This is a genomic window from Pseudotabrizicola formosa, from assembly GCF_002900965.1.
Classification (GTDB): domain Bacteria; phylum Pseudomonadota; class Alphaproteobacteria; order Rhodobacterales; family Rhodobacteraceae; genus Pseudotabrizicola; species Pseudotabrizicola formosa.
On sequence record NZ_PJOM01000003.1, the window covers coordinates 336,092 to 360,379 of the forward strand.

Consider the following 24,288-nt stretch of genomic DNA (forward strand, 5'->3'; position numbering starts at 1 on the left):
TCTGGCCGGAAAGGCACGGGATGACGGCGATGATGCCGGAGGTCTTATGCCCCATTTGCTGATGCTTGCGCCTGCGCCCGTGATCCGCTTGCCTGATGGGCGGCTGCGGCTGGATGTGAAATATGTCGAGGGCATGCGGGCGCATGCTGCGCTGTGGGACGGGGCGCTGTCTGCCGTGCTGTGGGAGGGGGCGGGGGCGGTGCCCTTTGGCGCGGCGTATGCGCCGGGCGATCTGGGGTTTGCGCTGACCGTGCTGCCGGCGGGTGCGGCGCTGCCTGCCGTGCCGGCCGACTTGATTGCCGCGCCGGCCGATATGGCCGAGGCGCTGGCGTTGGCAGGCGGGCCGGTGCCGGTGGTGTTTGTGGTGGAGTACACGATTGGCACGCGGCTGCGCATCGTGGCGCTGGACCGCGACCGGGGGCTGATGCGCAAGGGCTGGTCTGCGCTGTGGAATCTGCGGATGGAGGCCCGGCGCCGGGCCGCGTTCCGGCGGGCGGCGGGACTGCAGTGCAATGGCTATCCGGCCTTTGACGCCTATGCGGGGCTGAACGCACGGCCCTTGCTGTATCTGGACGGGCGGATGCGCCGGGCGATGATGGCCACGCCGGAGGAGATGGCGGCCAAGGCGGCGTATGCCGGGCCGCTGCGCTTGGTGCATTCGGGGCGGCTGGAGCCGATGAAGGGCGCGCAGGATCTGGTGCCGGTGGCGCGCGCGCTGCTGGACACGGGGGTGGCGTTCACGCTGGATGTCTTTGGCACCGGCGGGCTGGAGGCCGAGCTGCGCGCGGGGGTTCCGGCTTTGGGCGGGCGGCTGCGCCTGCATGCGCCGGTGGAGTTTGAAACCGGTCTGGTGCCCTGGATGCGGGCCAAGGCGGATGTGTTCCTGAGCTGTCACCGGCAAGCGGACCCGTCCTGCACCTATCTGGAAAGCCTGGGCTGCGGGGTGCCGGTGCTGGGCTATGCCAATGCGATGTGGGGGCGGCTGGCGGCGCAAAGCGGCGGCGGCTGGGCGGTGCCTTTGGGCGACCGGCGCGCGTTGGCAGAGGGGATCATGCGGCTGGCGGGCGAACGGACGGCGGTGACCGCTGCCGCCAAAGCCGGGCTGCGTTTTGCGCAAGCCCATGGTTTCGAAGCGGAATTCGCGCGCCGCATGGCGCATTTCGCCGCCTGCCTGCCGCCCCAGCGTACGGTGGTCTGAGATGGCATTAACCTGATGTTGATAGCCCTGTCCCTCGCATGGCCGGGGGCAACCGCTGGCCGCTGGGACCAAGCGAGGGTGATGACATGAACAAGGCGATTACCGACGGGCTGGCGCTGATGCCGCCGCCGTTCTCTGCGGGGCTGAACCTGTGGTCGCGCGAGGATGGGCTGCCGGGGCAGGGGTCTTATGCGGGGCAATCCAATGCGGCCTTCGTTCCGGCGGATCAGGATTTCGGCGGGGCGCTGGAATTGCAAAAGACCCAGGCAACCCAGAAGCTGCGGTGCTTTCAGCAGATCCCGATGCAGCCGGGGCTGTATCTGCTGGTGCGGGTGCGGGTGAAGTGCATTTCGGGGGCCTTTCCCTCGGTGCGGATCGCGGCCTGGGCCGGGCGGTCGAACGGCACCAATGTGCCGGGCGTGGTGCAGTCGGGCCCGTCGCAGACGCTGACGCAATACGGGCAGGTGGTGGAAATCGCCGCGATTGTCGGCACCGGCTGGCGCAGCGGGGTGACCATGGCCTGGGGCGCGAGCGCGGCCTATAGCCATATCGGGGTGGATCTGACCGGGCCGAATGGCGGTGTGGTGCGGATTGACGATATCGAGATCGAGGATGTCACCGGGTTCTATCTGCGCGACATCTTTGACGCGGTGGATGTGCGCGATTATGGCGCGCGCGGGGATGCCGCAACCGATGACACGGCAGCCTTTGCGGCCGCCGATGCGGCGGCGCAGGGCCGCACGATCACGGTGCCTGCCGGGGTGTACCGGATTGCCGGCAACCTGACGATCAACAATCCGATCCGGTTTCAGGGCACGCTGAGCCAGCCCGATACGGTGCGGCTGGCACTGACACGGAATTATGATCTGGACACCTATACCAGTGCCTTTGGCAATGAATTGCTGGGCTTTCGCAAGGCGTTGCAGGCGCTGTTCTATTTTACCGATCATGTGGCGCTGGATCTGTCGGATCGCCGGATTGATCTGGTGGAGCCGCTGGATGTGGCGGCCATATCCGGGCTGACCACCTTTGCGCAGCGCCGGTTCCTGACCAACGGGCAGCTGAACGCGGTGGCCGGGCCGGGATGGGACACGGTGGAGGTGACATCTGGGGCGACCTACAGCCCGGCCAATCCGAATGCGCTGACGGCGGTGGCCAATGTGGCCGCCATTCCGGTGGGGTCACGCGTGAGCGGCCCGGGCGTCGGGCGTGAGGTCTATGTGACCGAGCGGAACATCGGCACCGGGACGCTGACGCTCAGCCAGCCGCTGTGGGGCGGGGCGGGCACGCGGGTGCTGACCTTTACCCGCTACAAGTATCTGCTGGATTTTTCCGGCTTTGAGGATCTGTCGCGGTTCGAGCTGGACCGGCTGGATCTGAACTGCAACGGGCTGTGTTCAGCGGTGATGCTGCCCCGCGTCGGGCTGACCCTGCGGATCGGGGATTGTGTGTTCAACCGGCCCAAGGATCGCGGCATCACCTCGACTGGCACCGGGTGTCAGGGGCTGATCGTGGAGGGCTGCCAGTTCTGGTCGAACGAGCAGGCCCTGCTGGCGCAGGACCGGACCACGATTGCGCTGAATGTGAACGCCAATGACTGCAAGATCCGGTCGAACCGGGTGGTGCGCTTTGCGCATTTCATGGTGGCGAATGGCGGGGGCCATCTGATCAGCGGCAACCATTTCTTTCAGGGCGACAACGCGCCTTCGGGCATCCGGCGCGCGGGGCTGATCATCACCCAGACCAATCCGCGGCTGACATTCACCGGGAATTACGTCGACAACTGCTTTATCGAATGGTCGAACGAACATGATGCGGACCCGAATTTCACCACCGGGCTGGGCTATGGCAATCTGTCGATCGCGGCCAATCATTTCTATGCCAGCGGCGTGGCGCCCTGGTTCCGCTGGATCGTGATTGCGCCCAAGGGATCGGGGCATTTCGTGCAGGGGCTGACCGTATCGGACAATACGTTCCGGGCGATCAACGGGGCTATAGACCGGGTTGACGTGGTGGACACAACCCATGGCACGCTAGATTACAGCCGGTTCCGCAATGTGAATTTCGGGTCGAATGCCTTCAATGGCGTCAGTCAGATTGCGATGAATCCTTTGCCGATTCTGCACACGCAGAACACCGAAGCTGCGACCTGGGTGGTGGATGGCGGGCCGTTCATGCCGTTCGGGGCCAGGGTGCGCAACACGCAAAGCCTGGTGGCGGACGGCGCGATCACCAATGCCTCGGGCGTGGTGCAGTATGTGATGCCCTTTGTGCAGAATGAGCAGGGGACAGACCGCAATCTGGTGCATGTGCGCTGGCCGGTGGCGGTGAAGGGCAAGGTGCTGGCCACGCTGCGCTGTGATGTGCCGACCTGAGTCGTTTCAAGGGGGTGGCCCGCCGGGCCGCCCCTGTTACGTCAGATCGGCGGGGGAGAGCCGGAAGGCCCGGCCGAAGCCGCCGTTCAGCAGGGCCGAGACCGGATGCAGGCGGACAAGGGAGAAATCGGCAAAGTCGATGTAGAGCTTTGATTTCGGGTGATGCGCCAGCCAGTGATCGCGCAGTGTGGGGCGGTTCGGGTCGTCTGGCGCGATGAATTGCGCGCGGGCCTGAAGCATCAGGCGCGGGTGGGTCAGCGGGTCACCCTTCGGCCCCGGTTCGCCCAGCAAGAGCGCGCAGGCGGGGTTTGCGCGCAAGGCGGCGCTGTGCGGGGCCAGGGCCGAGATCAGCGTCATCGGCACGCCAGCCGGGTCTAGGCCAAAGGCGATGCGGCTGATGGCGGGCAGCGCCGTCTCTGGCTCCAGATAGGACAGGGCGGCATGGGTGGCGGCCAGAAGATCGCGCGACAGCGCGCGGGCCGCATCATCTGCTGGCAGGACGGGATCGGGTCTTGTGGCCATTTTCAGCTCCAACGCGATTGACAGGGTGGGTTGTGAGGCGCTTGCATGCGGCACGCAAGGGACCGGACCAGAAAATGACTGACAAGGCGACTGAGACTGCGATGGCGGGGGGGACTTCCGCCGAATTCATGCCAAAACTGATGACGGTGCTGCGCGAAGGCTATACGGGCCGCGATTTCCGCGCCGATGTGCTGGCAGGTCTGACGGTGGCGATCGTGGCCTTGCCCTTGTCGATGGCGATTGCCATTGCCAGCGGGGTGGGGCCGGAGCGTGGGCTTTACACCACCATCATCGGCGGCTTTCTGGTCTCGGCGCTGGGGGGCAGCCGGTTTCAGATCGGCGGGCCGGCGGGGGCCTTCATTGTGCTGGTTTCGGCCTGTGTGATGCAGATCGGGATTGAGGGGCTGATTCTGGCCACCTTCCTGTCGGGCCTTTTGCTGATGGTTGCGGGGGCGCTGCGCCTTGGCACCTATATCAAGTTCATCCCCTATCCGGTGACAGTGGGGTTCACGGCCGGGATTGCGGTGATCATCTTTGCCAGCCAGATGAAGGATCTGTTCGGATTGCAGCTTGCCGGGCCAGAGCCTGCCGAGATTGTGCACAAGGTGGGGGCACTGTGGGAGGCGCGCGGCACGGTGACGCCGATGGCTCTGGTGGTGGCACTGGCCACCATCGGGATGATCCTGGGGATAAAGCGGCTGAGGCCAGGATGGCCCAACCTGTTGATTGCCATTGTGGCAGCGGCAGCGGGTGTGGCCATGCTGGGCCTGCCGGTGGAAACCATCGGGTCGCGCTTTGGCGATCTGCCGCGCTTGCCGCCCCTTCCGGCCTTGCCGCAGATGAGCGCCGAGGCCGTGCTGGCGGCCTTGCCCTATGCGGTCAGTTTCACGCTGCTGGGGGCGATTGAATCGCTGCTGTCGGCGGTGGTGGCCGACGGGATGAGCGGGCGGCAGCACCGCAGCAATATTGAACTGGTGGCGCAAGGCGTGGCCAATCTCGGGTCGGCGCTGTTTGGCGGGTTCTGTGTGACCGGCACCATCGCGCGCACGGCGACCAATGTGCGCGCCGGCAGCCGCGGCCCGGTGTCGGGCATGCTGCATGCGCTGTTCGTGCTGGGATTCATGCTGGTGGCGGCCCCGCTGGCGGCGTTCATCCCGCTGGCAGCCCTTGCCGGCTTGCTGGCGGTGGTGGCCTGGAACATGGCCGAGAAGGAAGAATTCTGGGCGCTGGTGAAATCGTCCAAGGGCGATGCGATGGTGGTGATCGTCACCTTCCTGCTGGTGGTGTTCCGTGACCTGACCGAGGGCATCGTGGTCGGCTTTGCCCTGGGTGGGCTGGTGTTCATCCGGCGGATGTCGGAGGCGGCGCAGGTGGAAGCGGCGGTTGTGCCCGACCGGCCAGAGCGTGGCGGCGCAGATCGGGACAGGGTGGTCTACCGTCTGCACGGGCCTTATTTCTTTGGGGCAGCGGCGCGGCTTGGGGCGGTGCTGGACCGGATCGCCGATCACCCGCGCGCCTTTGTGGTTGATTTCAGCGATGTGCCCTTCATCGATTCCAGCGGGGCCCGGTCGTTCGAGCTTCTGGCCCACAAGATTGCGCGCAAGGGGGGGCAGCTGTACCTGACCGGTGCCCGGCCCGAGGTGCGCCTGGCGCTGCTTGCACAGGGGGCGCGTGACCCTTTGGTGCGGTTTGCCGCGGATCTGGACGGTGTCGATGCGGCCGAGGCTGCACGTTAGCGCAAGCATGATTCGCGGCGGGTTCCTGTGAGTCTGGCCCTGTGACATCTGCCTTGGAGCCGGGTTGACGGCCCCCGCTTTCCCTTGGGTCATCCGGCCTGCTGTGATCACCGGTCCGTGAACGGGCATGCGGTTGAAAAACCTTGTCAAATTTTGGGCGGTTTTCGGAAGTTTTCAGAATTAACAGATGATCTGAAAATTTCTTCACAAAATAATCCATTTATAAAAAGGGGTTACATTAAAATTATCCACGCGTTACACTCTGTCTTGGGTTGGAGATGTCTTTGCGGCGGCGGGGTCGCCATCAAAGTGCAGGAAGCGGGCATTGGCCTGTCCGCATTGGAGGAAAAGCCACATGTCAGATCAGGGTTCAGCACCGGGCGTCTATCACGCATCCGCTGATTTCATTGCCAATGCACATATTGATGCGGAGGGGTATGCGCGGATGTATGACGCATCTGTTGCCGACCCGGATGCCTTCTGGGCCGAGCAGGCGCAGCGCATTGACTGGATCAAGCCCTTCACCAAGGTCAAGAACAGCTCGTTCGACTATGGCAATGTGTCGATCAAATGGTTTGAGGATGGCGCGCTGAACGTCAGTGCCAATTGCATTGACCGCCACATGCTGACCCGTGCCGACCAGACCGCGATCATCTGGGAGCCGGACAATCCGGCAACGCCTGCGCTGCACATCACCTACCGGCAGTTGCTGGAAAACACGTCGCGCATGGCGAATGTGCTCAAAGCCCATGGTGTGGGCAAGGGCGACCGGGTGGTGCTTTATCTGCCGATGATCCCGGAGGCTGCCTATGCCATGCTGGCCTGCGCGCGGATCGGGGCGATTCATTCGGTGGTGTTTGCGGGCTTCTCGCCCGACGCTCTTGCCAACCGGATCAACGATTCCGAGGCCAAGGTGGTGATCACCGCCGATTTCGCGCCGCGTGGTGGCAAGAAGACGGCGCTGAAATCCAACACCGACAAGGCGCTGTTTGATTGTTCGGACCGGGTGAAATGCCTGGTGGTCAAGCACACCGGCGACCAGACCACCTGGATCGAGGGGCGCGATGTGGATGTGAAGGCCGAGATGGCCGCCGCAAAACCCTATTGTCCCTATGTCGAGGTGGGGGCCGAAGACCCGCTGTTCATCCTGTACACCTCTGGCTCCACCGGGCGGCCGAAGGGGGTGGTGCATACCTCGGGCGGTTACCTTGTTTATGCGTCGATGACGCATCAGTATACCTTCGACTATCATGATGGCGATGTGTTCTGGTGCACCGCCGATGTGGGTTGGGTGACGGGGCACAGCTATATCATCTATGGCCCGCTGGCGAATGGCGCGACCACGATCATGTTCGAGGGTGTGCCAACCTATCCTGATGCCGGACGGTTCTGGGAGGTCTGCGCCAAACATCGCGTGACCCAGTTCTACACCGCGCCGACGGCGATCCGGTCGCTGATGGGGATGGGCGCGGAGTGGGTGGAAAAGCATGATCTGTCGTCGCTCAAGTTGTTGGGCACGGTGGGCGAGCCGATCAACCCCGAGGCATGGAACTGGTACAACACCCATGTCGGCAAGGGAAATTGCCCGATTGTCGATACCTTCTGGCAGACCGAGACCGGCGGCCATCTGATCACGCCGCTGCCCGGCGCGATCCCGCAGAAACCGGGGGCGGCCACCAAGCCGTTCTTTGGCATCAAGCCGCTGGTGCTGGACCCGGCCAATGCCGAGGTGCAGACCGAAACCGCCGCCACCGGGGTGCTTTGCATCACCGACAGCTGGCCCGGCATGATGCGCACCCTCTGGGGCGATCATGCGCGGTTTGAAGAGGCGTATTTCAGCCAGTACCGGGGGTATTATTTCACCGGTGACGGCTGCCGCCGGGACGAGGATGGTGACTACTGGATCACCGGCCGCGTGGATGACGTGATCAACGTGAGCGGTCACCGGATGGGCACGGCGGAGGTGGAATCGGCGCTGGTGGCGCATGAGGCGGTGGCCGAGGCGGCCGTGGTCGGCTATCCGCATGACATCAAGGGGCAGGGCATCTATGCCTATGTCACGCTGATGAACGGGGTCGAGCCCACGGACGCCCTGCGCAAGGAGCTGGAAGTCTGGGTCCGCACCGAGATTGGCCCGATTGCCAAGCCCGATCTGATCCAATGGGCGCCGGGCCTGCCGAAAACCCGGTCGGGCAAGATCATGCGCCGCATCCTGCGCAAGATTGCCGAGAACGACTTTGCAGCGCTTGGCGATACTTCGACCCTTGCCGATCCTTCGGTGGTCGATGATCTGATCGACAACCGGATGAACCGGGGCTGACGGGGGTGCGCGACATGACACCCCCGACCGTTCTGATCCTGCTGGGGCCGCCGGGTGCCGGCAAGGGCACGCAGGCCCGGATTCTGGAAGAGGACTTCGGTCTGGTCCAGCTGTCCACCGGCGATCTGTTGCGTTCTGCCGTGGCCTCGGGCAGTGCGGCGGGTCAGCAGGCCCGTGCGGTGATGGAAGCGGGCGGGCTGGTCGGGGACGAGATTGTTCTGGCCATCCTGAAAGACCGGATGCAACAACCCGATGTGGCACGCGGCATCATCCTTGACGGTTTTCCGCGGACCGACCGCCAGGCCGCCGATCTGGACGCGTTGCTGGCGGCATCAGGTCAGCGGGTTGACGCGGCCATCAGCCTGGAGGTGGATGACGAGGCGATGGTGGGCCGCGTGGCGGGCCGCTACACCTGCGGCAGCTGCGGTGAAGGCTATCATGACACATTCAAGCAGCCCGCAGCCGCGGGTGTTTGCGACAAATGCGGCGGCACCGGCTTCAAGCGCCGGGCTGACGACACGGCCGAAACTGTGCGGGAACGGCTGAAAGCCTACCACGCACAGACGGCACCGCTGATCAGCTATTACGAGGGCAAAGGTGTTCTGCAACGGATCGACGCGATGGGTGACATCGCGGCCATCCGGCAGACATTGGGCGGCATCGTGGCAGGGGTCTCGGCACAGTGAGGGGGGCCCGTATCCCCAAGGGGGTGCGGGTGTGGAGACGTAAAAAACAGGGAGTAACACTCATGGCGGACAAATCTTCGTCCAGTGCCTATTGGGCAGCAAACCTGCGGGTGATCTGGATATCACTTGCGATCTGGTTCATCTGCTCGTTCGGTATTGGCATTCTATTGCGGCCCGCGCTGTCGGGCATTTCGATCGGCGGCGCCGACCTTGGGTTCTGGTTCGCCCAGAACGGATCGATCTACGTGTTCCTCGTGTTGATTTTTGTCTATGCGGCAAAAATGAACAAGATCGACCGCGACCACGGCGTCGAAGAGTAAGGGGGGGCAAATGGATCAGTTTACACTCAACCTTATCGTCATCGGCCTGTCCTTCGCGCTGTACTTCGGGATTGCGTTCTGGGCGCGCGCCGGATCGACGGCGGAATTCTATGCCGCTGGTCAGGGCGTTGGCCCGGTGGTCAACGGCATGGCAACTGCGGCTGACTGGATGTCGGCGGCGTCGTTCATCTCGATGGCCGGTCTGATCGCCTTTGGCGGCTACAACAACTCGGTCTTCCTGATGGGCTGGACCGGCGGCTACGTGCTGCTGGCGCTGTTGCTGGCCCCTTATCTGCGCAAGTTCGGCAAGTTCACCGTGCCGGAATTCGTGGGTGACCGGTTCTATTCCACATCGGCCCGCATGGTGGCTGTGGTCTGCCTTCTGGTGATCTCGATCACTTACGTTATCGGCCAGATGGTCGGCGTGGGCGTGACCTTTGCGCGCTTTCTGGAAGTGTCGACCACGACCGGCCTGTTGATCGGCTCGGCTGTGGTGTTCGTCTATGCGGTGTTCGGCGGCATGAAGGGCATCACCTATACGCAGGTGGCGCAATATGTGGTGCTGATTTCGGCCTATACGGTGCCGGCGCTGTTCATCTCGCTGGCCGTGACGGGCAACTTCGTGCCGCAGCTTGGCCTGATCGGTGGCTATGCGCCCAGCGGTGGCGATGTCTACTTCCTGGACAAGCTTGACCAGGTGGTGACGGATCTTGGGTTTGCCGCCTATACGGCTGATACCACCAATATGCTGAACATGTTCCTTGTGACCATGTCGCTGATGATCGGCACCGCGGGTCTGCCGCATGTGATCATCCGCTTCTTTACCGTGGCCAAAGTGTCCGATGCCCGCATTTCCGCTGGCTGGGCGCTGGTGTTCATCGCGCTTCTCTACACGGTTGCTCCGGCAGTCGGGTCGATGGCGCGTCTGAACATCACGACCACGTTCTGGCCGGGCGCCATTCAGGGCGAGACCTTCAGCGCGCCTGCCTTGTCGATTGCCGAGATCGACAGCAATCCTGATCTGGTCTGGATCCGGAACTGGGAAAAGACCGGCCTGCTGGCGTTTTCGGACCGGAACGGCGATGGCCTGATCCAGTACTTCAACGAACCCGCAGCGCTGGTTGCCGCCAACAAGGCTGTTACCGACGCAGAGGCTGCTCTTGCTGCCGCTGCCACCGATGCTGCCAACCGGGCGGATCTGGAAGCCGCCGTTGCCACAGCCATCACCGCACGCGACGCGGTTCTGGCCGAAGCCACGCTGGGGGGCCGCACTTTGGCCGAACAGGGCCTTGTCGGCAACGAACTGACCACGATGAACCCCGATATGACGGTTCTTGCGAACCCTGAAATCGCGGCTTTGCCGGGTTGGGTGATTGCCCTTGTGGCGGCAGGTGGTCTTGCGGCCGCGCTGTCCACCGCTGCGGGCCTGCTGCTGGCGATTTCTTCCGCCATCAGCCATGACCTGATCAAGGGCGCCCTGCGTCCGGACATCAGCGAAAAAGGCGAGTTGCTGGCTGCCCGCGTCTCGATGGGCTTTGCCATCGTGCTGGCGACCTGGCTTGGTCTTGACCCACCCGGCTTTGCGGCACAAGTGGTGGCTCTGGCCTTCGGTCTGGCGGCTGCGACGATCTTCCCGGTGCTGATGATGGGGATCTTCTCGACCTTCGTGACCAAGGAAGGCGCGATTGTGGGGATGCTGGTCGGTCTGGTTTCGACCGCCGTCTATATCTTCATCTACCTGGGTTGGTTCTTTGTGCCCGGCACCAACTGGTTGCCAAACACGCCGGCGGCCCACTTCCTGGGCATCTCTCCGGCGGCCTTCGGTCCGATCGGTGCGCTGCTGAACTTCGGGGCGGCCTATCTGGTCTCGATGATGACCAAAGCACCGCCGCAGGACGTGCAGGATCTGATCCAGTCGATCCGCGTGCCCAAGGGTGCAGGCGCGGCACAGAGCCACTGAGTCAAACACGCGCCCCCGGATCATCCGGGGGCGCGTGCCTTCCCAAGGACCAAGGGGCGCATGTGATGGATCATCCCGTTGCGACGATCATCGGCTTTCTGGAAACGGTCCATCCTTACGATACCCTGCCGCGGGACGAATTGGCGCGAGTCGCCACTTCCTTCAGCCGCAGGGACTATGGGGCCGGCGAAGAGGTGTATCACGCCGGCGAACCGCTTCGCGGTCTTTACCTGATCAAGCGCGGCTCGGTCGAGGTGCAGGAGCCGTCGGGGCAGGTGATTTCGCTGCTGGGGCCGCGCAACAGCTTTGGCGAACGGGGGCTGGCCCGCGACGGTCTGGCGGTGACGACCGCGCGGGTGACCGAGGACTCGGTGCTGCTGTTGCTGCCGGTGCCGGAGTTCCGCTGGCTGATCGCAACCTATCCCGCCTTTGAACGCTTTTTCAGCCGCGGGCGCGGGCATGACACGCGTGGTGGCGATCTGACCACCCAGAAGGTGGGCGACCTGATGGCGCGAAAGCCGGTGATCATCGGGCCGCAGGACAGCGTCCGGCTGGCGGCGCAAAAGATGCGCGATGCCAGGGTGTCTTCGCTGGGGGTGGTGGAGGACGGGCAGTTTCTGGGCATCGTCACCACCCGCGACATGACCCACAGGGTGCTGGCCGATGGGCTGGACCCGTCAACCCGGGTGGCCGAGGTCATGACTCCCGACCCGATCAGCCTGCGGCCCGAGTCGCTGGGATCGGATATCCTGCATATCATGCTGGAACACCGCATCGGGCATTTGCCCGTGGTCGAGGGGACCGCATTGGTGGGCATGATCACCCAGACCGATCTGACCCGGTTTCAGGCCGTCAGTTCGGCGCAGCTGGTGCGCGATGCCGCCACCGCCGATTCTGTGGCCGAGATGGCGGCGGTCACCGCCCGCATCCCGCGGCTTTTGCTGCAGCTGATGGGCGGCCACAATGCGCATGAGGTGGTGACCCGGCTGATCACCGACATCGCCGATACCGTCACCCGCCGCCTGTTGGCGATGGCCGAGGCCCAGCTTGGCCCCGCGCCGGTGCCCTATCTCTGGCTGGCCTGCGGAAGCCAGGGGCGGCAGGAACAGACCGGGGTGTCGGATCAGGACAATTGCCTGATGATCGACGATTCCGCGACAGATGCCGACATGGCCTATTTCCAGGCTCTGGCGCGGATCGTGTCGGACGGGCTGGATGCCTGCGGCTATGTCTATTGCCCCGGTGACATGATGGCGACCAACCCGCAATGGTGCCAAAGGGTGGGGGTCTGGCGCAGCTATTTCCGCAGATGGGTGCAGACCCCGGACCCGATGGCGCAGATGCTGTCATCCGTGATGTTCGACCTGCGCCCGATTGGCGGGCAGGCCAGCCTGTTCAAGGACTTGCAGCATGAGACGCTGGAGTTGGCGTCGCGCAATTCCATCTTTGTCGCCCATATGATCAGCAACAGCCTGAAGCACACGCCCCCCCTTGGCCTGTTGCGCGGCTTTGCCACCGTGCGGTCGGGTGAGCACAAGAACCATATCGACATGAAGCTGAACGGGGTGGTGCCGGTGGTGGACCTTGGCCGCATCTATGCGCTGATCGGGCAGCTGGAGCCGGTGAACACCCGGGCCCGGCTGGAGGCGGCAGAGGGCGCGGGCGTGATCAGCCTGTCTGGCGCGCGCGACCTGATCGAGGCCTATGATCTGATCGCGCAGACCCGGCTGGAAAATCAGGCCCGGCTGGTGCGGTCGGGGCGCAAGCCCGACAATTTCCTCGCCCCGTCCGACATGTCCGATTTCGAACGAAGCCACCTGCGCGATGCTTTCGTCGTGGTGCGCACCATGCAATCAGCCGTGGGACAATCCCGCGGTGCCCGGAGTTGACGAATGACTTTTGAACTTCTTGCCGCCCTGATTGCGGCTGTTGCCTTTGGTGCCATCGTGCATCTGTTGCGCCGGGTGACCGTGCTTGGCCTGCCGCGCTGGACGGTGCCGGCGGCGGGGGCTGTGGGATTGATCGGAACGACGATCTGGCTGGAATATGACTGGTTCAACCGCGTCAGCGCGGAACTTCCCGAAGGTGTCGAAGTGGTCTGGCAGGCCGAAGAGGTGATGGCGCTGCGCCCCTGGACGATGATTGCCCCGATCACCACCCGCTTTGTCGCGATGGACACCCGGTCCATGGCCCAGCACCCGAACAACGATGCGCTGCGCATGGCCAAGATCTTCAACTTCGGACGCTGGCAGCCGGTGACGGACGGGCTGATGCTGATCGACTGCGCTCAGACCCGTCATGTGCTGCTGAGAGAGGGTGTGGAAGTGTCTGACGAAGGTGTTCTGCAAGGCGCTGACTGGGTCACTGCGGCTGAAGGCGATGGGTTTCAGGCTGCCGCCTGCCTGTCTGCCTGACTGACAAGGGAGGGGATGATGGCGGAAGGGCAAAGACGGCACCGCATCCTCGTGGTCGAGGATGAGGACAATATTGCCATCGCGCTGGATTACCTGATGACACGCGAAGGTTATGACCATGACCGCATCGCCAACGGGGCCGATGCGCTGACCCGTATCCGCGAGACGCATCCTGATCTGGTGTTGCTGGATGTGATGCTGCCAGAGGTATCGGGCTATGAGATCTGCCAGACTGTGCGGCAGGACCCGGCGCTTGCCGATGTGAAGATCCTGATGATGACCGCGCGCGGATCGGCGATCGAACGGCGCAAGGGGCTGGCCTTGGGGGCGGATGGGTTTATCTCGAAACCCTTCGAGCTCAAGGAGTTGCGTGAAGAGGTGCGCCGTCTTCTGACTGCGGAGGGCTAGAATGCTGATGCGCCTGTCCCTGCGGCTGCGGATCTTTTTGCTGTTTGCCGGGCTGGCGGCCGCGTGTCTTGTGGCGGTGGCGTCCGGGCTCTGGCTGGGCTACCGCCGTCTTGGGGATGCGGACACGCTGAACGCCTTTGTGCAGGCCGCTGTGCTGGCTGGCTTTGCCTGTCTGGGCGTGGTGGCCTGGGTCTGGTATCTGTTTGATGTGAATGTGGCGCGGCCCATCGACTCTTTGGCGGGGGCGTTGCGGGCGCGGGCGCATGCTGATGTGACCGGCGGCATGGATGGCACCATCGCCGCCTATCTGGGGGATCTTGCCCCCGCCGCGACCGCGGCCGCGGCGTCTTTGGCGGAAACCCGCAATGCCCTGGCCGAAGCGGTGGCGCGCGAAACCACCCGGCTGACGGTTGAAAAATCGCGGCTGGAGGCGCTGTTGTCGGATGTCGATGCCGGGGTCATCCTGTGTTCGGGGGATCATACGCTTGCCTTCTACAACGGGCAGGCAGTGGATCTGATCGGGGCCGGAATGGCCGCGCCGGGGTTGGACCGCCGGTTGTTTGACTATCTGCGCGAAGGCCCGATCCTGCTGGCGCATGAGCGGTTGATCGCCACGGGGGACAAGGATGCCGCCTCTGACCTGCTGTGTGCCACTCTGACCGGCAGTCGGGTGCTGTCGGCCCGGATGCGCCTGATGGCGGCGCAGGATGGCACGGTGCCCGGCTATGTGCTGACCCTGCGCGATGTGACCGCCGACCAGGCCACCCATGCCCGGCGCGAGGCGTTGTTGGCCGAGGTGTTTGACCGTGTGCGCCGCCCGGCGGCCAACCTCACCACGCTGATGGCGGCCATCCCCGACGGGGCGTCGGCCCCCGGCAAGCTGGACAGCGCGCTGCGCGAAGAAGTGGCGGCCCTTGCCGCCGCCGTCACCGACCTGAGCCAGCGGCATGACGCGGGACGGGAGGGCTGGTCGCTGAACATGACCCGCGCCTCTGACCTGCTGGATGGCCTGCGCGCGCGGATGGAGAGTGAGGGACTTGCCGCCGAGACACAGGCCGACGCCCTGCTGCTGCGCTGCAACGGGTTTGAGGTGATTGCACTGCTGGCGGGCCTGACCGAGGCCATGGCGCGGGACGGTGTGGCCTGCAGCTTCCGGCTGCAGATCGAGGAGGAGGGCAGCGGCGCGCTGATCCGGCTGGGTTGGCAAGGTGCGGCCCTGCCTGTGGCGCAGCTGGAGCGTTGGCTGGATGCGCCGCTGGAGCCAGGAATCACGGCGGCCCCGCGCCGGTCGGTGCTGGCGACGCATGGCACCGATATCTGGCCCGAAGCGGTGGGGCGGGGGGCGCACAGCCTGTGCATGCCGATTCCGCAGGCCCGCCGTGTGGTGCGCCGCCCGGCCCCGATCGCGCGGCCCGTGGTCTATGATTTCGACCTTTTGTCCAAGGCGCGCGGTGCCGCGGTTCAGGATGCGCGGCTGCTGGACCTGACCTATGTGGTGTTTGACACCGAGACCACCGGGCTGTTGCCGGGGCAGGGCGACGAGATCGTACAGATCGCCGCCGTGCGGATCGTCAATGGTCGCCGGGTGGAGGGCGAGGTGTTCAACACGCTGGTCAATCCGCGCCGCCCGATCCCGCCCAGTTCGACCGAGGTGCATGGCATCACCGACGCCATGGTGCAGGATGCGCCCTATGTTGAAGAGATTGCCATCCGGTTCCACAAATTTGCCGAAGGTGCCGTGCTGGTGGCACATAACGCGCCGTTCGACATGGCCTTCCTGCGCCGGCTGGAGCCGGTGATCGGCCTGAAGTTCGACAATCCGGTGTTTGACACGGTCCTGTTGTCAGCGGTGGTTTATGGCCAGCATGAGGTGCACAGCCTTGATGCGCTGTCGCACCGGCTTGGCATCACCATTCCCGAAGAGGCGCGGCACACGGCCATCGGCGACACCATCGCCACGGCTGAGGCCTTCCTGAAATTGCTGCCGATGGTGCAAGGCCGGGGCTTTGCAACCTTCGGCGCGGTCCTGTCGGAAGTGCGCCGCCATGGGCGCTTGCTCAGGGATCTGAACTGAGCGCAAACAAAAAGCCGCCCGAAGGCGGCTTTGTTAAAGTGGTGGAGCCACGCGGGCACTCCACCACATTTTCAAGCCATTGATACGCAAAGATAATCAAGTGCGGGGTTAAGTCCTGTGTCGCCCTCTTGTGTCACACTTAGCGACAGCATAGAGGGATTTGCAAGGCTCAAGTCCTTAGCTCACTGGAATTGCTGACGCGGGTTTCGAGTAGGGAATGGCACAGCGGCTTCTCGTTTCCTGTCTTTCTAGTAACAGGAAGGAGTGCTGCCAGCATTGTGCACTGAGTGGTCCGAGGCACTGCATTCTCCATAATGGGTACTATCGTCCGTGGACTAATCGTCCACATCTAGCTTCTTGGTCGCCATGACAAATGAAGAGAGCCTTAAGGAGCTGGGCAGCCGCATCCGAGATAAGCGCAAGCAACTCGGAATGACGCAGGAACAGCTTGCACACCATGCTGAGCTGGACCGGTCTTATGTTGGTGGTATCGAAAGAGGTGAGCGCAATATCTCCTTTACCGTCCTTTGTCAGGTTGCTCGCGCACTAGCTGCTGATGTTGCGACGCTCACTATCGGCTTGCCTGGGCCGCACGCATGAAGTGGCTAAGGACATTGATACTGTTCGAGCGCGGCGGGGTTTTGGAAAGCCCTGACTGGGGAGACCTGCACCAGAGCTATCTTCGGGCCATTGCGAAAATAGATAATCCGAGGGGCAGTGGAAGGCTTAAGTTAAGGGAGAAAGTAAGGCAGCCGAATGGCCAGTGGAGCCGTAATGGCGTCAATTACCTCAAGGCGCGCTTTCTTGAACACATGAAGGGTGATGAAGGGTGGTTGCCCGAAGGCCTAGTGCAACTCAAGAGTGAAGCTATTTCACCAGAGCTGCGCCTCTACCCTTCTATGATGCCCCACAGGGAGCCAGTGACTTCGACCTTCGGTGGCTTCGACTTTGTAACGAGTGGCACACAAGGGGCTAAAGTTGCAATCGAATGGGAGACTGGCAATATCTCGTCATCACATCGAAGCATGAACAAGCTAGCGATTGCGCTCCAGTTGGGGATCATCCAGGTTGGTGTTCTGATTGTGCCAAGTCGGTCCCTCTATCAACATTTGACGGATAGGGTCGGCAACATCAGCGAGTTGTCAGGCTATCTTAACATGTGGGCGGGCATGGCCACTGGGATAGAGCGCGGTTTGCTGGCTGTGACAGTTGTTGAGCATGATGATCTGACCGTAGATGAAGCCTTTCCGTACCTAACAGTTGGCATGGACGGCAGAGCGGAACAGGGAAGGAAGAAGGGTCGGCTAGCTGAATAGCTGACCCTGTACGCCCGAAGAACAGCTTGTGCACGTACACTCCGGGTTATCGGCTGCGCTAGTAGGGACTTGGACACGGTACTTGTCCGATAGAGGCTTCCCGTTCTTCTTCCTCGCTTTTAGGCTAGCTTCGGTAAACAGCACATTCTTGTTGGCATGGATTTCACTGAGGTGGGCTTTGTCAGGTTCTAGATCCTCGAAGCGAGAAATTGCGTCAGCGCAGTCCAATTCAGATCCGACCCAGCGTCTACCGTTAAGCTCAGCCGCAACAAAGGTTGTGCCGGAACCCCCGAACGGGTCAAGCACGAGTGAGCCTGGGTCACTCGCCATGCTAACAATGCGGTCCATCAGTTTCAGAGGCAGTGCGTTCGCGGCCCTCTTCTTGTACTTAGCATGGCGAACGGGGGGTATATCGGTCCAGACATCAGTCAGGCTTACCCCTTTTGGGTTCATCTTGTCCTTGTAGCCGCCGTAGTCGCGCTGCTCCCCACCACAATGGCGACAGGAGGGCACTGGAAGTCTGTCCGGATGGAAGATCGAAGGCCTATCTCCCTTGACGAGGTAAAGCAGAGAGTAGTGGGCCGGATACAGCCGGTTCTGTATGGGTAAGCTGTACTTCATGTCCACCGTGATCCAATGGCGGAAGGTTAGGCTCCTTGAGGCATATGCACCAAGCTGCAGGTTCCACTTCGGCAGGTTGTACAAGAAGACAGACCCACCCGGCTTCACGGTGCGAATAATCTCATCCAACCACTGGCGGCACCAAGCAAGGTAGTCCTCTTCATGGAGCGCGTCGTTGATCTTGGAGCTATAGGCCTTGCCGAGGTTGAAGGGGGGATCTGCAAATGCAAGATCTACAGTTTCAGACGCAACATCCGACAGCATCGACATGCAGTCGCCTTCGTACAGTGAGCCAAGAGGCGTTTCCATTTTGGGTATCATAGTCACCAATATTGCTTGTCGCTGGCCTGACTGCAAGGCGAAAGTGTCCGAATTCGTGCAAAGGTCTGCTACCATAATTCGACTATTTGTGGTATCCATCCCCGCTTAGGCTGCTAGCCTTGGAAGGCCCCGTCGTCAAGGATAGCGCAGTAGTGCGCTCTCTAAGGAAAACTGACACATTTTTGTGTGCCCCTATCTACTCACCTCAAACTTTCCATTTGTCCCATACCCCCCTGAATTGACGCTTGAGTGGCCTTGCCCGCATCTCGGCGGGGCCGAGGCATGCCAACATGGCGGATGAACCTTGGCAGCTTTGTTCTAGGCGGCAGTGCGATCAGGGTTTTCCCCACTAGACCTTGCCTTAGCGGGTTGTCTCAACCATGGCCGACAACATCACCCCTGGTCTTGCTGTTGCCTCATTGAAGCAAATGTCATTGGATCAGCAGGACAAGTGCGTTCTCGGTGTGCGGCACGAATGGCAGGAATTTCCGACACATTTTTGTGTGGGGGGATATACAGTACTCCCGTGCGTCAATGCCCCCGTGCCGGGTCGTCTCTGTAGCGTTGGCCGAGCGTGCCTATAGCTACGGCTAAAGCATGCGTGACGATAGCCGCTAGCAGGAGCAAGGGCATCAAGCCTTGAGGTGCAGTAGCATCTGCAAGGGGCGGACATGGCGCAGCGCGGGCATGCGAACCATCAGCCAAGCACCAGCGCCATGGGCAGGATTGGTGCGGTGCCATTTGAGTATGCCTCAATAGGACCAGCTACAGGCCGGTCTGATAAGTGCCTATTGACAACCCATACCGAACCGATCATCAGCGAACCATCCAAAACGAACCGATGGGTTTCCGCCATGTTCATCCGTGCCTACCTTCGCGCCTCAACCTCTGATCAGGATGCCAGCCGCGCCGCTGTTGATCTTGACGACTTTGCCTCCGACCGGGGGCTGACGATAGCAGCCCGATACACAGAGAACGAGAGTGGGGCCAAGCTGGAACGGCCCGAACTGTTCCGCCTTCTCGCTGACTGCCTGCCCGGTGACGTGCTGCTAGTGGAACAGGTTGACCGCCTGAGCCGCCTCAACGGGGCCGATTGGGAACGCCTCAAGGCGCAGATCGCAGCAAAGCGGGTCCGTGTTGTCGCGCTTGACTTGCCGACCTCGCACCAGTTGATGCAGCCGGAGGCCGATGAGTTCACGGCCCGGATGCTGGACGCGATTAACGGCATGATGCTGGACATGCTGGCTGCGATTGCCCGCAAGGACTACGTGGATAGGCGCAGGCGACAGGCGCAGGGCATCGTGAAGGCCAAGGCCGAGGGCGTCTATCGCGGACGGCCCGAAGATGTGAAGCGGAACTCCGCAATTGTCGGGATGCTACGGGGCGGACAAAGCTGGAGCAGCATCATCGCCGCGACAGGCTGTTCCCGATCTACGCTGGCGAGGCTGGCGAAGCGCGGGGCGGTGACATGATGACCGAACCCCTTCGTTGGTTGGGCCTCCGCTTGCTATCGGTGTAACGGCAGGGGGGCATTTGAGGGCATAATTGCTGGACGTGCTGGAAGGCATCACAGCAAAGGCGCAACGCTGCGGGCTAGGCATCGACACAGGCACGCCGACAGGCAGGCTTTTGCTCAACATGCTCAACATGCTCAACATGCTCAACATGCTAAGCAGAGGTCGCGGAGTTGCACAAGGCAGGCGTAGGGTCAACTGAGTTCGCCCGTCAACTCGGCATAGGTCGTGCATCGGTTTATCGGGTTTTGCCTGCCGGGTGACGCGGACGGCTAATTCGGGCGCATTTGCCACAGCGCCAGCGGAGCGACCCTCACAGCGGCTCCGGCAAGAGATGCGGCATCGGTAGCCAGATCGTGCCAGCGGGTGTCTGGCGGGCTTAAATCCGGGGTTATCCGGTGCTCTAGGCCACGGCGCAACCTGCGTGGGCTTATGGGCATATCTATTCCTTTTCAACCGGCCTTTCGCCATGGCATCATCTGCCTTTCCACAGCCCTTTCCACCGGCATCCCGCCACGGGTAATCCGGCCTTACCATAGATCAACCCGGCATCGCCGAGCCTAACGCCGCGTCCTAAGACAGAGCACTGGATCAGATACCTGGCATCAGCCAAGCCCGATCCTGCGTCCTAAGACAGCTAACCCGGCATATCGCGGGGGGGTGGGCATCTGGACGAACGGCATAGCAGGCTACAACTCCCTTTGTGCTTATCCCCGCGTCCCTAGAGGAAATGCATACACTTGCCCTCAGGGTGGTCGCCCCGCTCCTTGTCCACAAAACTTGCAGTACCCCCGCCAACACACATTCATGTGCTGTTGGATTTGTCCGCAGTTGGACTGCCATATTGTCTAACTGACACCTCTGGCGGCTATGGGAAAATGCCCTCATCGGCCTCCTTCTGGCAGCCGTCAAAACCTTGCCAATGAGACCCTTGGACAGGTGCGGTGTCCACGGGGGGTCGCAAGGTATTGTTTTTAAATGGTAAAAATGGCCTCCGCCGTAAGAGGTTCATATGTTTTTACCTCGGGCCGTAGGCTGGTTTTCCCGGTGGCGCTCCAAGCCATTATCCCGGCATGCGCGGCAGCCAAAATATCCCGGTTATCCACTCATGCGAACAGTGCACATCAGCACATCATCACGTCGATCACGTATCTTAGGAACATCACCCATGACACATATCACCATCAAGGACCGGCCATGCGGCTGGGGCAAGAGCACAGAAATATTCTCCAGCTACAAGGCAGGTGAAAAGTACATCACGGTCCTGCCGCTCCTGTCGGAAGTGGACCGGGCGGTGAAACGCGCTGCCTCGGAAAGCAAGCACATCATGTATGCTCCGGTGGACACCCACGGCTCAAAGACAGACCATGTAACCGCCCTGATTAAAGCCGGGAAGTCAGTGGCGTGCACCCATGAACTTTTCTTTCGCCTAGGCACACTTGCCACCACCAAGACCGGCGAAACGCTGGATATTGTAGGTTCCTTGAGTGACCCTCAAAATGTAAGGGTATCGCACGCCGAGCACTTCCTGCTGGATGACTTCCACGTCATCATTGATGAGGCCATCGACCCCTTCAATACCGTCAACACTGTGACACCGAACGACTTCCAAAAGGATTACGTCGAACTCGGGTTGGTGGAGGTTTGCCCGGATGGGAAGATTTCACCTACAGGTCTCTGGGATACCAGATACCGGGATGGTGGGCAGACGTTCGACAGGTCGCTGTACGAGCAAGCAAAATCCGGTGCGCTCTACACGGTCCAAGGCAAGCTATTTGTGCTCACCATACCCACGGAACTCATGCTCAGGCCGAAGTCTGTTACCATCTATACCTATCTGTCGGGCGGCACTGTCCTTCTGCGGTTCATGCAAAGGCTACAGCAACAGCTAGTAGGCACGCCAGACGAGTTCACGCTGGAAATTGACCGGCTCGCTCCGGTTGACGAAGCAGCATGGCGACAGGACGTGCGCCGTGCACTGTCAATCGAGAGCATCCCGGTACTAGAAGGCTATCATTGGTCGTATAGCAAGCAGTTGGCGACTTTCAGCAAGTCCGGTGGAAAAGTTGCAGCCCGCCGGGTGGGCATGGCGCTCAAGCATTGGTCTGGCAAGGAACTCGCAGTCACCCACAAGGGCACGGTGATGCTGACCTGTGCGCGAGACCTGTGGTGCGGAAGTTCAAACACGCAGCAGCCCATGGCCGGGCCACTCGCAAAGGATAGTCGGCTCTTCGGAAACGCAGTTCGTGAATACGATGAGGCAGGCTTTGCCGACGGCTGGAGCACAACCGGCGTGAAGTTCGTAGCCAACACCACCAGAGGCGTCAACGACTACATTCACTGTGGCACGGCAATCTACCTTTACGATCAACACCCTAATCCCAATGTCACCCTGTTCCTAGGCATGCCCAAAGGCTCAACTGCTGAGCGTGAGTTCTCGGATGCCTACGCCTTGTCTGAACTCGTGCAATGGCTTTTTCGGTCGTGCATTCGGTCTGGGGGCATGAACTCCATTCCGGACAACATCAGACCGCGACAGAAGGCAGTGATCTATATCCCTTCGGCCCGCATGCGGAACTTGCTGATCAATTGGCTTGCTACAGGGGAGGTGTGCTCTAGGGAGCGCAAGGCTTTCCCAACATCGCGTAAGACTTCGTTGTCGGAGAGGGTTGCAGCATGAACGGTATTATCCAACCTGAGCAGTTCCCAAACGTGTCATCCTTCCTCGACCGGCACAAGAAGCTGCGCTGGAGGTATCGCAAGGACGGGCGGCAGGCGTGCCTTGGCACGGATTATGGCAGCGCGGAGTTCATCAAGAGGTACGCCGCAGCCACGAACTCCGCGCCTCTGCATCCAAGCGACATTGCCGCCCGCGTTCCGTCGCACTTCCAGCAGGGCACTTTGTCTCGGCTCATTGACGCATGGTATCGGTCCGCGCACTTCGAGGCACTGGGCAAGGGCACCCGAAAAGGCTACCGATGCCAAGCTGAAAGACTGAGGGGCAGCTACGGGGATTACATGGTGCAAGCCATGCAGCATAAGCACATCAAGGACATGATGGCCGCAAAGGCAGGGATGCCGAACGCCGCGAACAATGTCCTGCGTATTCTTCGGTTCGTCTTGGATGTGGCAATAGAGACAGGGCTGATCGGGCATAACGTAGCACGGGACGTAAAGAAGTATGCCACGCCCGACGATGGCTTCCACACGTGGACGGAGCAGGAGATCAGCGCATTCTGTGCCGTTCACCATCCGGGGAGTGTTGCGCATACGTGCTTGACCACCATGCTTTACACTGGGGCTGCGCTTAAGGATGCCGCCAGCATGGGGCGGGCGAACCTTTGCGACGGACGCATCTGCTACATCAAGAATGCTACAAAGACCCGCGCTGGGGTTGAGGTCAATATCCCGATCCACAGTGCCCTTGCCGCATGTTTGGCACGTCTCCCGCCTGAGTTCGAGTTCTTCCTACAAACCGCCAAGGGGACCGCACCCACTCCGGGCACCCTTGGAAACTACATGCGGAAATGGTGCGATGCAGCCGAGTTGACAGAGTGCAGCAGCCACGGTCTGCGCAAGGCTTTTGAACGTCGCTTAGGCGAGGCGGGCAGGAAAGAGCAGGAAATTGCCGCAGTATTGGGCTTTGTTGATACCAATTCCCCGCATATGCGTTTAGGAATGGACGTGCGGAGTGAACTTGCAGACAGGGCTATTTCAAGTATTGCTGTCTAACTTGCATTGCACTCGTAGTGAACTCAAGCAACGTACTTAGTATAAGAGTTAGTATAAGAGTTAGTATAAGAGTTGGCATCATAGTTAGCATCAGACTTGCTATATCTTGGATGCACGCAGGGCACGTATATCAACTACGATTTGAAATTATTTGATGACCGTGCTATTAATTGTCTTGCGCATTGATAAGCCGTGTGCCAAAAGGGTTGCATCCGGATGGCGGCTTGACACTATCACCGGACGGCGACTGACTGTGCGGCGCAGTTAGCTATCAATCCACTAGGGCTGTTAGTTGACTGCGCCAGCATAGTGCAATCATGTACAGGATCAGAGTTAATATGTCGGCATTTGTATGCTGCGGCGTTGGACTTCCCTATGTCAAGCAACACACTGGACGGGACGGAGTGAAGCATCTTTGCTTTCAACGCAGTGGCTATTCTGTGCGCCTTGCATCTGATCAGCATCAGCCCGGCTTCTTTCGCTTGTATCGAGCCGCTATGCTTCGGTCTGGCGTCACTGAACACCAAGTTCGGGGCATCTTGCAGCGCACTCCCGGAACACTCAGTCATGCCGTGCTGCAATGGAAGGTAGCTATGCAACAGGTCGGGAGGCAGGTCGCTATGTCAGCATCCGACCGGCGGCTGGCAGACGACATCAGCAGTAGGGAGGGGTGGCTGCACTTGGATGAACTCACCGCCATTCATATTGACTTCATCTGCGGCAGAGCGACGGCGAGCACCCTTGTGCAAAACCGGCGGCTCCAGGTTCTGC

Annotated in this window: 19 protein-coding genes; 17 read left to right on the top strand and 2 right to left on the bottom strand. The window is 61.5% G+C overall.

The genetic code is table 11. From position 1 onward, the window contains the following. Positions 1–46 precede the first annotated feature (46 nt). Together CXR43_RS12845 and CXR43_RS12850 are read left to right on the top strand one after the other, a co-directional pair. Positions 47–1,198 (top strand): glycosyltransferase, encoded by a 1,152-nt coding sequence (locus CXR43_RS12845; RefSeq protein ID WP_146036523.1) that lies wholly within the window; start codon positions 47–49, stop codon positions 1,196–1,198. Positions 1,199–1,284: 86 nt separating this feature from the next. After that, positions 1,285–3,573 (top strand): glycosyl hydrolase family 28-related protein, encoded by a 2,289-nt coding sequence (locus CXR43_RS12850; RefSeq protein ID WP_103334699.1) that lies wholly within the window; start codon positions 1,285–1,287, stop codon positions 3,571–3,573. 36 nt (positions 3,574–3,609) lie between these two features. On the opposite strand, the gene CXR43_RS12855 is transcribed toward CXR43_RS12850, so the two are convergent. Further along, positions 3,610–4,095 (bottom strand): HugZ family pyridoxamine 5'-phosphate oxidase, encoded by a 486-nt coding sequence (locus tag CXR43_RS12855; protein WP_103334462.1) that lies wholly within the window; start codon positions 4,093–4,095, stop codon positions 3,610–3,612. Between the two features lie 74 nt (positions 4,096–4,169). Between CXR43_RS12855 and CXR43_RS12860 the strand changes: the two genes are divergently transcribed. The 11 genes from CXR43_RS12860 (at position 4,170) to CXR43_RS12910 (ending at position 17,329) form a co-directional block, all read left to right on the top strand. Continuing rightward, positions 4,170–5,831: a SulP family inorganic anion transporter gene (locus tag CXR43_RS12860; protein ID WP_246831383.1), complete on the top strand. Its 1,662-nt coding sequence runs from the start codon at positions 4,170–4,172 to the stop codon at positions 5,829–5,831. Between the two features lie 355 nt (positions 5,832–6,186). After that, positions 6,187–8,151, top strand: coding sequence for an acetate--CoA ligase (gene acs, locus CXR43_RS12865; protein ID WP_103334463.1), 1,965 nt, complete (start codon positions 6,187–6,189; stop codon positions 8,149–8,151). Between the two features lie 14 nt (positions 8,152–8,165). Then, positions 8,166–8,837: an adenylate kinase gene (locus CXR43_RS12870; protein ID WP_103334464.1), complete on the top strand. Its 672-nt coding sequence runs from the start codon at positions 8,166–8,168 to the stop codon at positions 8,835–8,837. A 62-nt stretch (positions 8,838–8,899) separates the two neighbouring features. Next, on the top strand, positions 8,900–9,157 hold the full coding sequence (locus CXR43_RS12875; protein ID WP_103334465.1) for a DUF4212 domain-containing protein: 258 nt from the start codon (positions 8,900–8,902) through the stop codon (positions 9,155–9,157). Positions 9,158–9,167: 10 nt separating this feature from the next. Further along, positions 9,168–11,117, top strand: a complete 1,950-nt coding sequence (locus tag CXR43_RS12880; RefSeq protein ID WP_103334466.1) for a sodium:solute symporter family protein — start codon at positions 9,168–9,170, stop codon at positions 11,115–11,117. A gap of 65 nt (positions 11,118–11,182) precedes the next feature. After that, on the top strand, positions 11,183–13,006 hold the full coding sequence (locus CXR43_RS12885) for a DUF294 nucleotidyltransferase-like domain-containing protein (protein WP_103334467.1): 1,824 nt from the start codon (positions 11,183–11,185) through the stop codon (positions 13,004–13,006). A gap of 3 nt (positions 13,007–13,009) precedes the next feature. Further along, positions 13,010–13,531, top strand: coding sequence for a hypothetical protein (locus CXR43_RS12890; protein WP_103334468.1), 522 nt, complete (start codon positions 13,010–13,012; stop codon positions 13,529–13,531). 18 nt (positions 13,532–13,549) lie between these two features. After that, positions 13,550–13,939, top strand: coding sequence for a response regulator transcription factor (locus tag CXR43_RS12895; RefSeq protein ID WP_103334704.1), 390 nt, complete (start codon positions 13,550–13,552; stop codon positions 13,937–13,939). A gap of 1 nt (position 13,940) precedes the next feature. Beyond that, positions 13,941–16,013 (top strand): 3'-5' exonuclease, encoded by a 2,073-nt coding sequence (locus CXR43_RS12900; protein ID WP_103334469.1) that lies wholly within the window; start codon positions 13,941–13,943, stop codon positions 16,011–16,013. Between the two features lie 366 nt (positions 16,014–16,379). After that, on the top strand, positions 16,380–16,613 hold the full coding sequence (locus CXR43_RS12905) for a helix-turn-helix domain-containing protein (RefSeq protein ID WP_103334470.1): 234 nt from the start codon (positions 16,380–16,382) through the stop codon (positions 16,611–16,613). Beyond that, positions 16,610–17,329, top strand: coding sequence for a BglII/BstYI family type II restriction endonuclease (locus CXR43_RS12910; protein WP_103334471.1), 720 nt, complete (start codon positions 16,610–16,612; stop codon positions 17,327–17,329). Before CXR43_RS12905 ends, CXR43_RS12910 begins: the two co-directional genes overlap by 4 nt. Here the strand turns inward: CXR43_RS12910 and CXR43_RS12915 are convergent. Then, positions 17,318–18,220, bottom strand: coding sequence for a DNA-methyltransferase (locus CXR43_RS12915; protein WP_210402093.1), 903 nt, complete (start codon positions 18,218–18,220; stop codon positions 17,318–17,320). The genes CXR43_RS12910 and CXR43_RS12915 overlap by 12 nt on opposite strands. A 905-nt stretch (positions 18,221–19,125) precedes the next feature. Here CXR43_RS12915 and CXR43_RS12920 point away from each other — a divergent pair. From CXR43_RS12920 to CXR43_RS12935, 4 genes are all read left to right on the top strand, one after another. Further along, on the top strand, positions 19,126–19,743 hold the full coding sequence (locus tag CXR43_RS12920) for a recombinase family protein (protein ID WP_103334473.1): 618 nt from the start codon (positions 19,126–19,128) through the stop codon (positions 19,741–19,743). A gap of 215 nt (positions 19,744–19,958) precedes the next feature. Continuing rightward, positions 19,959–20,048 (top strand): helix-turn-helix domain-containing protein, encoded by a 90-nt coding sequence (locus CXR43_RS18230; RefSeq protein ID WP_103334474.1) that lies wholly within the window; start codon positions 19,959–19,961, stop codon positions 20,046–20,048. Between the two features lie 905 nt (positions 20,049–20,953). Beyond that, positions 20,954–22,465: a YonV C-terminus-related protein gene (locus CXR43_RS12930; protein ID WP_103334475.1), complete on the top strand. Its 1,512-nt coding sequence runs from the start codon at positions 20,954–20,956 to the stop codon at positions 22,463–22,465. After that, the gene (locus CXR43_RS12935) at positions 22,462–23,517 is read left to right on the top strand and encodes a tyrosine-type recombinase/integrase (protein ID WP_103334476.1); all 1,056 of its coding nucleotides are present in this window, start codon (positions 22,462–22,464) and stop codon (positions 23,515–23,517) included. The genes CXR43_RS12930 and CXR43_RS12935 overlap by 4 nt, the downstream gene beginning before the upstream one ends. Positions 23,518–24,288: the final 771 nt, after the last annotated feature.

What these genes read in the sequence shown, in the direction of transcription:
- CXR43_RS12845 (WP_146036523.1), top strand. Translation starts at nt 47, where the DNA reads ATGCCCCATTTGCTGATGCTTGCGCCTGCGCCCGTGATCCGCTTGCCT.
- CXR43_RS12850 (WP_103334699.1), top strand. Translation starts at nt 1,285, where the DNA reads ATGAACAAGGCGATTACCGACGGGCTGGCGCTGATGCCGCCGCCGTTC.
- CXR43_RS12855 (WP_103334462.1), bottom strand. Translation starts at nt 4,095, where the DNA reads ATGGCCACAAGACCCGATCCCGTCCTGCCAGCAGATGATGCGGCCCGC.
- CXR43_RS12860 (WP_246831383.1), top strand. Translation starts at nt 4,170, where the DNA reads ATGACTGACAAGGCGACTGAGACTGCGATGGCGGGGGGGACTTCCGCC.
- acs (WP_103334463.1), top strand. Translation starts at nt 6,187, where the DNA reads ATGTCAGATCAGGGTTCAGCACCGGGCGTCTATCACGCATCCGCTGAT.
- CXR43_RS12870 (WP_103334464.1), top strand. Translation starts at nt 8,166, where the DNA reads ATGACACCCCCGACCGTTCTGATCCTGCTGGGGCCGCCGGGTGCCGGC.
- CXR43_RS12875 (WP_103334465.1), top strand. Translation starts at nt 8,900, where the DNA reads ATGGCGGACAAATCTTCGTCCAGTGCCTATTGGGCAGCAAACCTGCGG.
- CXR43_RS12880 (WP_103334466.1), top strand. Translation starts at nt 9,168, where the DNA reads ATGGATCAGTTTACACTCAACCTTATCGTCATCGGCCTGTCCTTCGCG.
- CXR43_RS12885 (WP_103334467.1), top strand. Translation starts at nt 11,183, where the DNA reads ATGGATCATCCCGTTGCGACGATCATCGGCTTTCTGGAAACGGTCCAT.
- CXR43_RS12890 (WP_103334468.1), top strand. Translation starts at nt 13,010, where the DNA reads ATGACTTTTGAACTTCTTGCCGCCCTGATTGCGGCTGTTGCCTTTGGT.
- CXR43_RS12895 (WP_103334704.1), top strand. Translation starts at nt 13,550, where the DNA reads ATGGCGGAAGGGCAAAGACGGCACCGCATCCTCGTGGTCGAGGATGAG.
- CXR43_RS12900 (WP_103334469.1), top strand. Translation starts at nt 13,941, where the DNA reads ATGCTGATGCGCCTGTCCCTGCGGCTGCGGATCTTTTTGCTGTTTGCC.
- CXR43_RS12905 (WP_103334470.1), top strand. Translation starts at nt 16,380, where the DNA reads ATGACAAATGAAGAGAGCCTTAAGGAGCTGGGCAGCCGCATCCGAGAT.
- CXR43_RS12910 (WP_103334471.1), top strand. Translation starts at nt 16,610, where the DNA reads ATGAAGTGGCTAAGGACATTGATACTGTTCGAGCGCGGCGGGGTTTTG.
- CXR43_RS12915 (WP_210402093.1), bottom strand. Translation starts at nt 18,220, where the DNA reads ATGTCGATGCTGTCGGATGTTGCGTCTGAAACTGTAGATCTTGCATTT.
- CXR43_RS12920 (WP_103334473.1), top strand. Translation starts at nt 19,126, where the DNA reads ATGTTCATCCGTGCCTACCTTCGCGCCTCAACCTCTGATCAGGATGCC.
- CXR43_RS12930 (WP_103334475.1), top strand. Translation starts at nt 20,954, where the DNA reads ATGACACATATCACCATCAAGGACCGGCCATGCGGCTGGGGCAAGAGC.
- CXR43_RS12935 (WP_103334476.1), top strand. Translation starts at nt 22,462, where the DNA reads ATGAACGGTATTATCCAACCTGAGCAGTTCCCAAACGTGTCATCCTTC.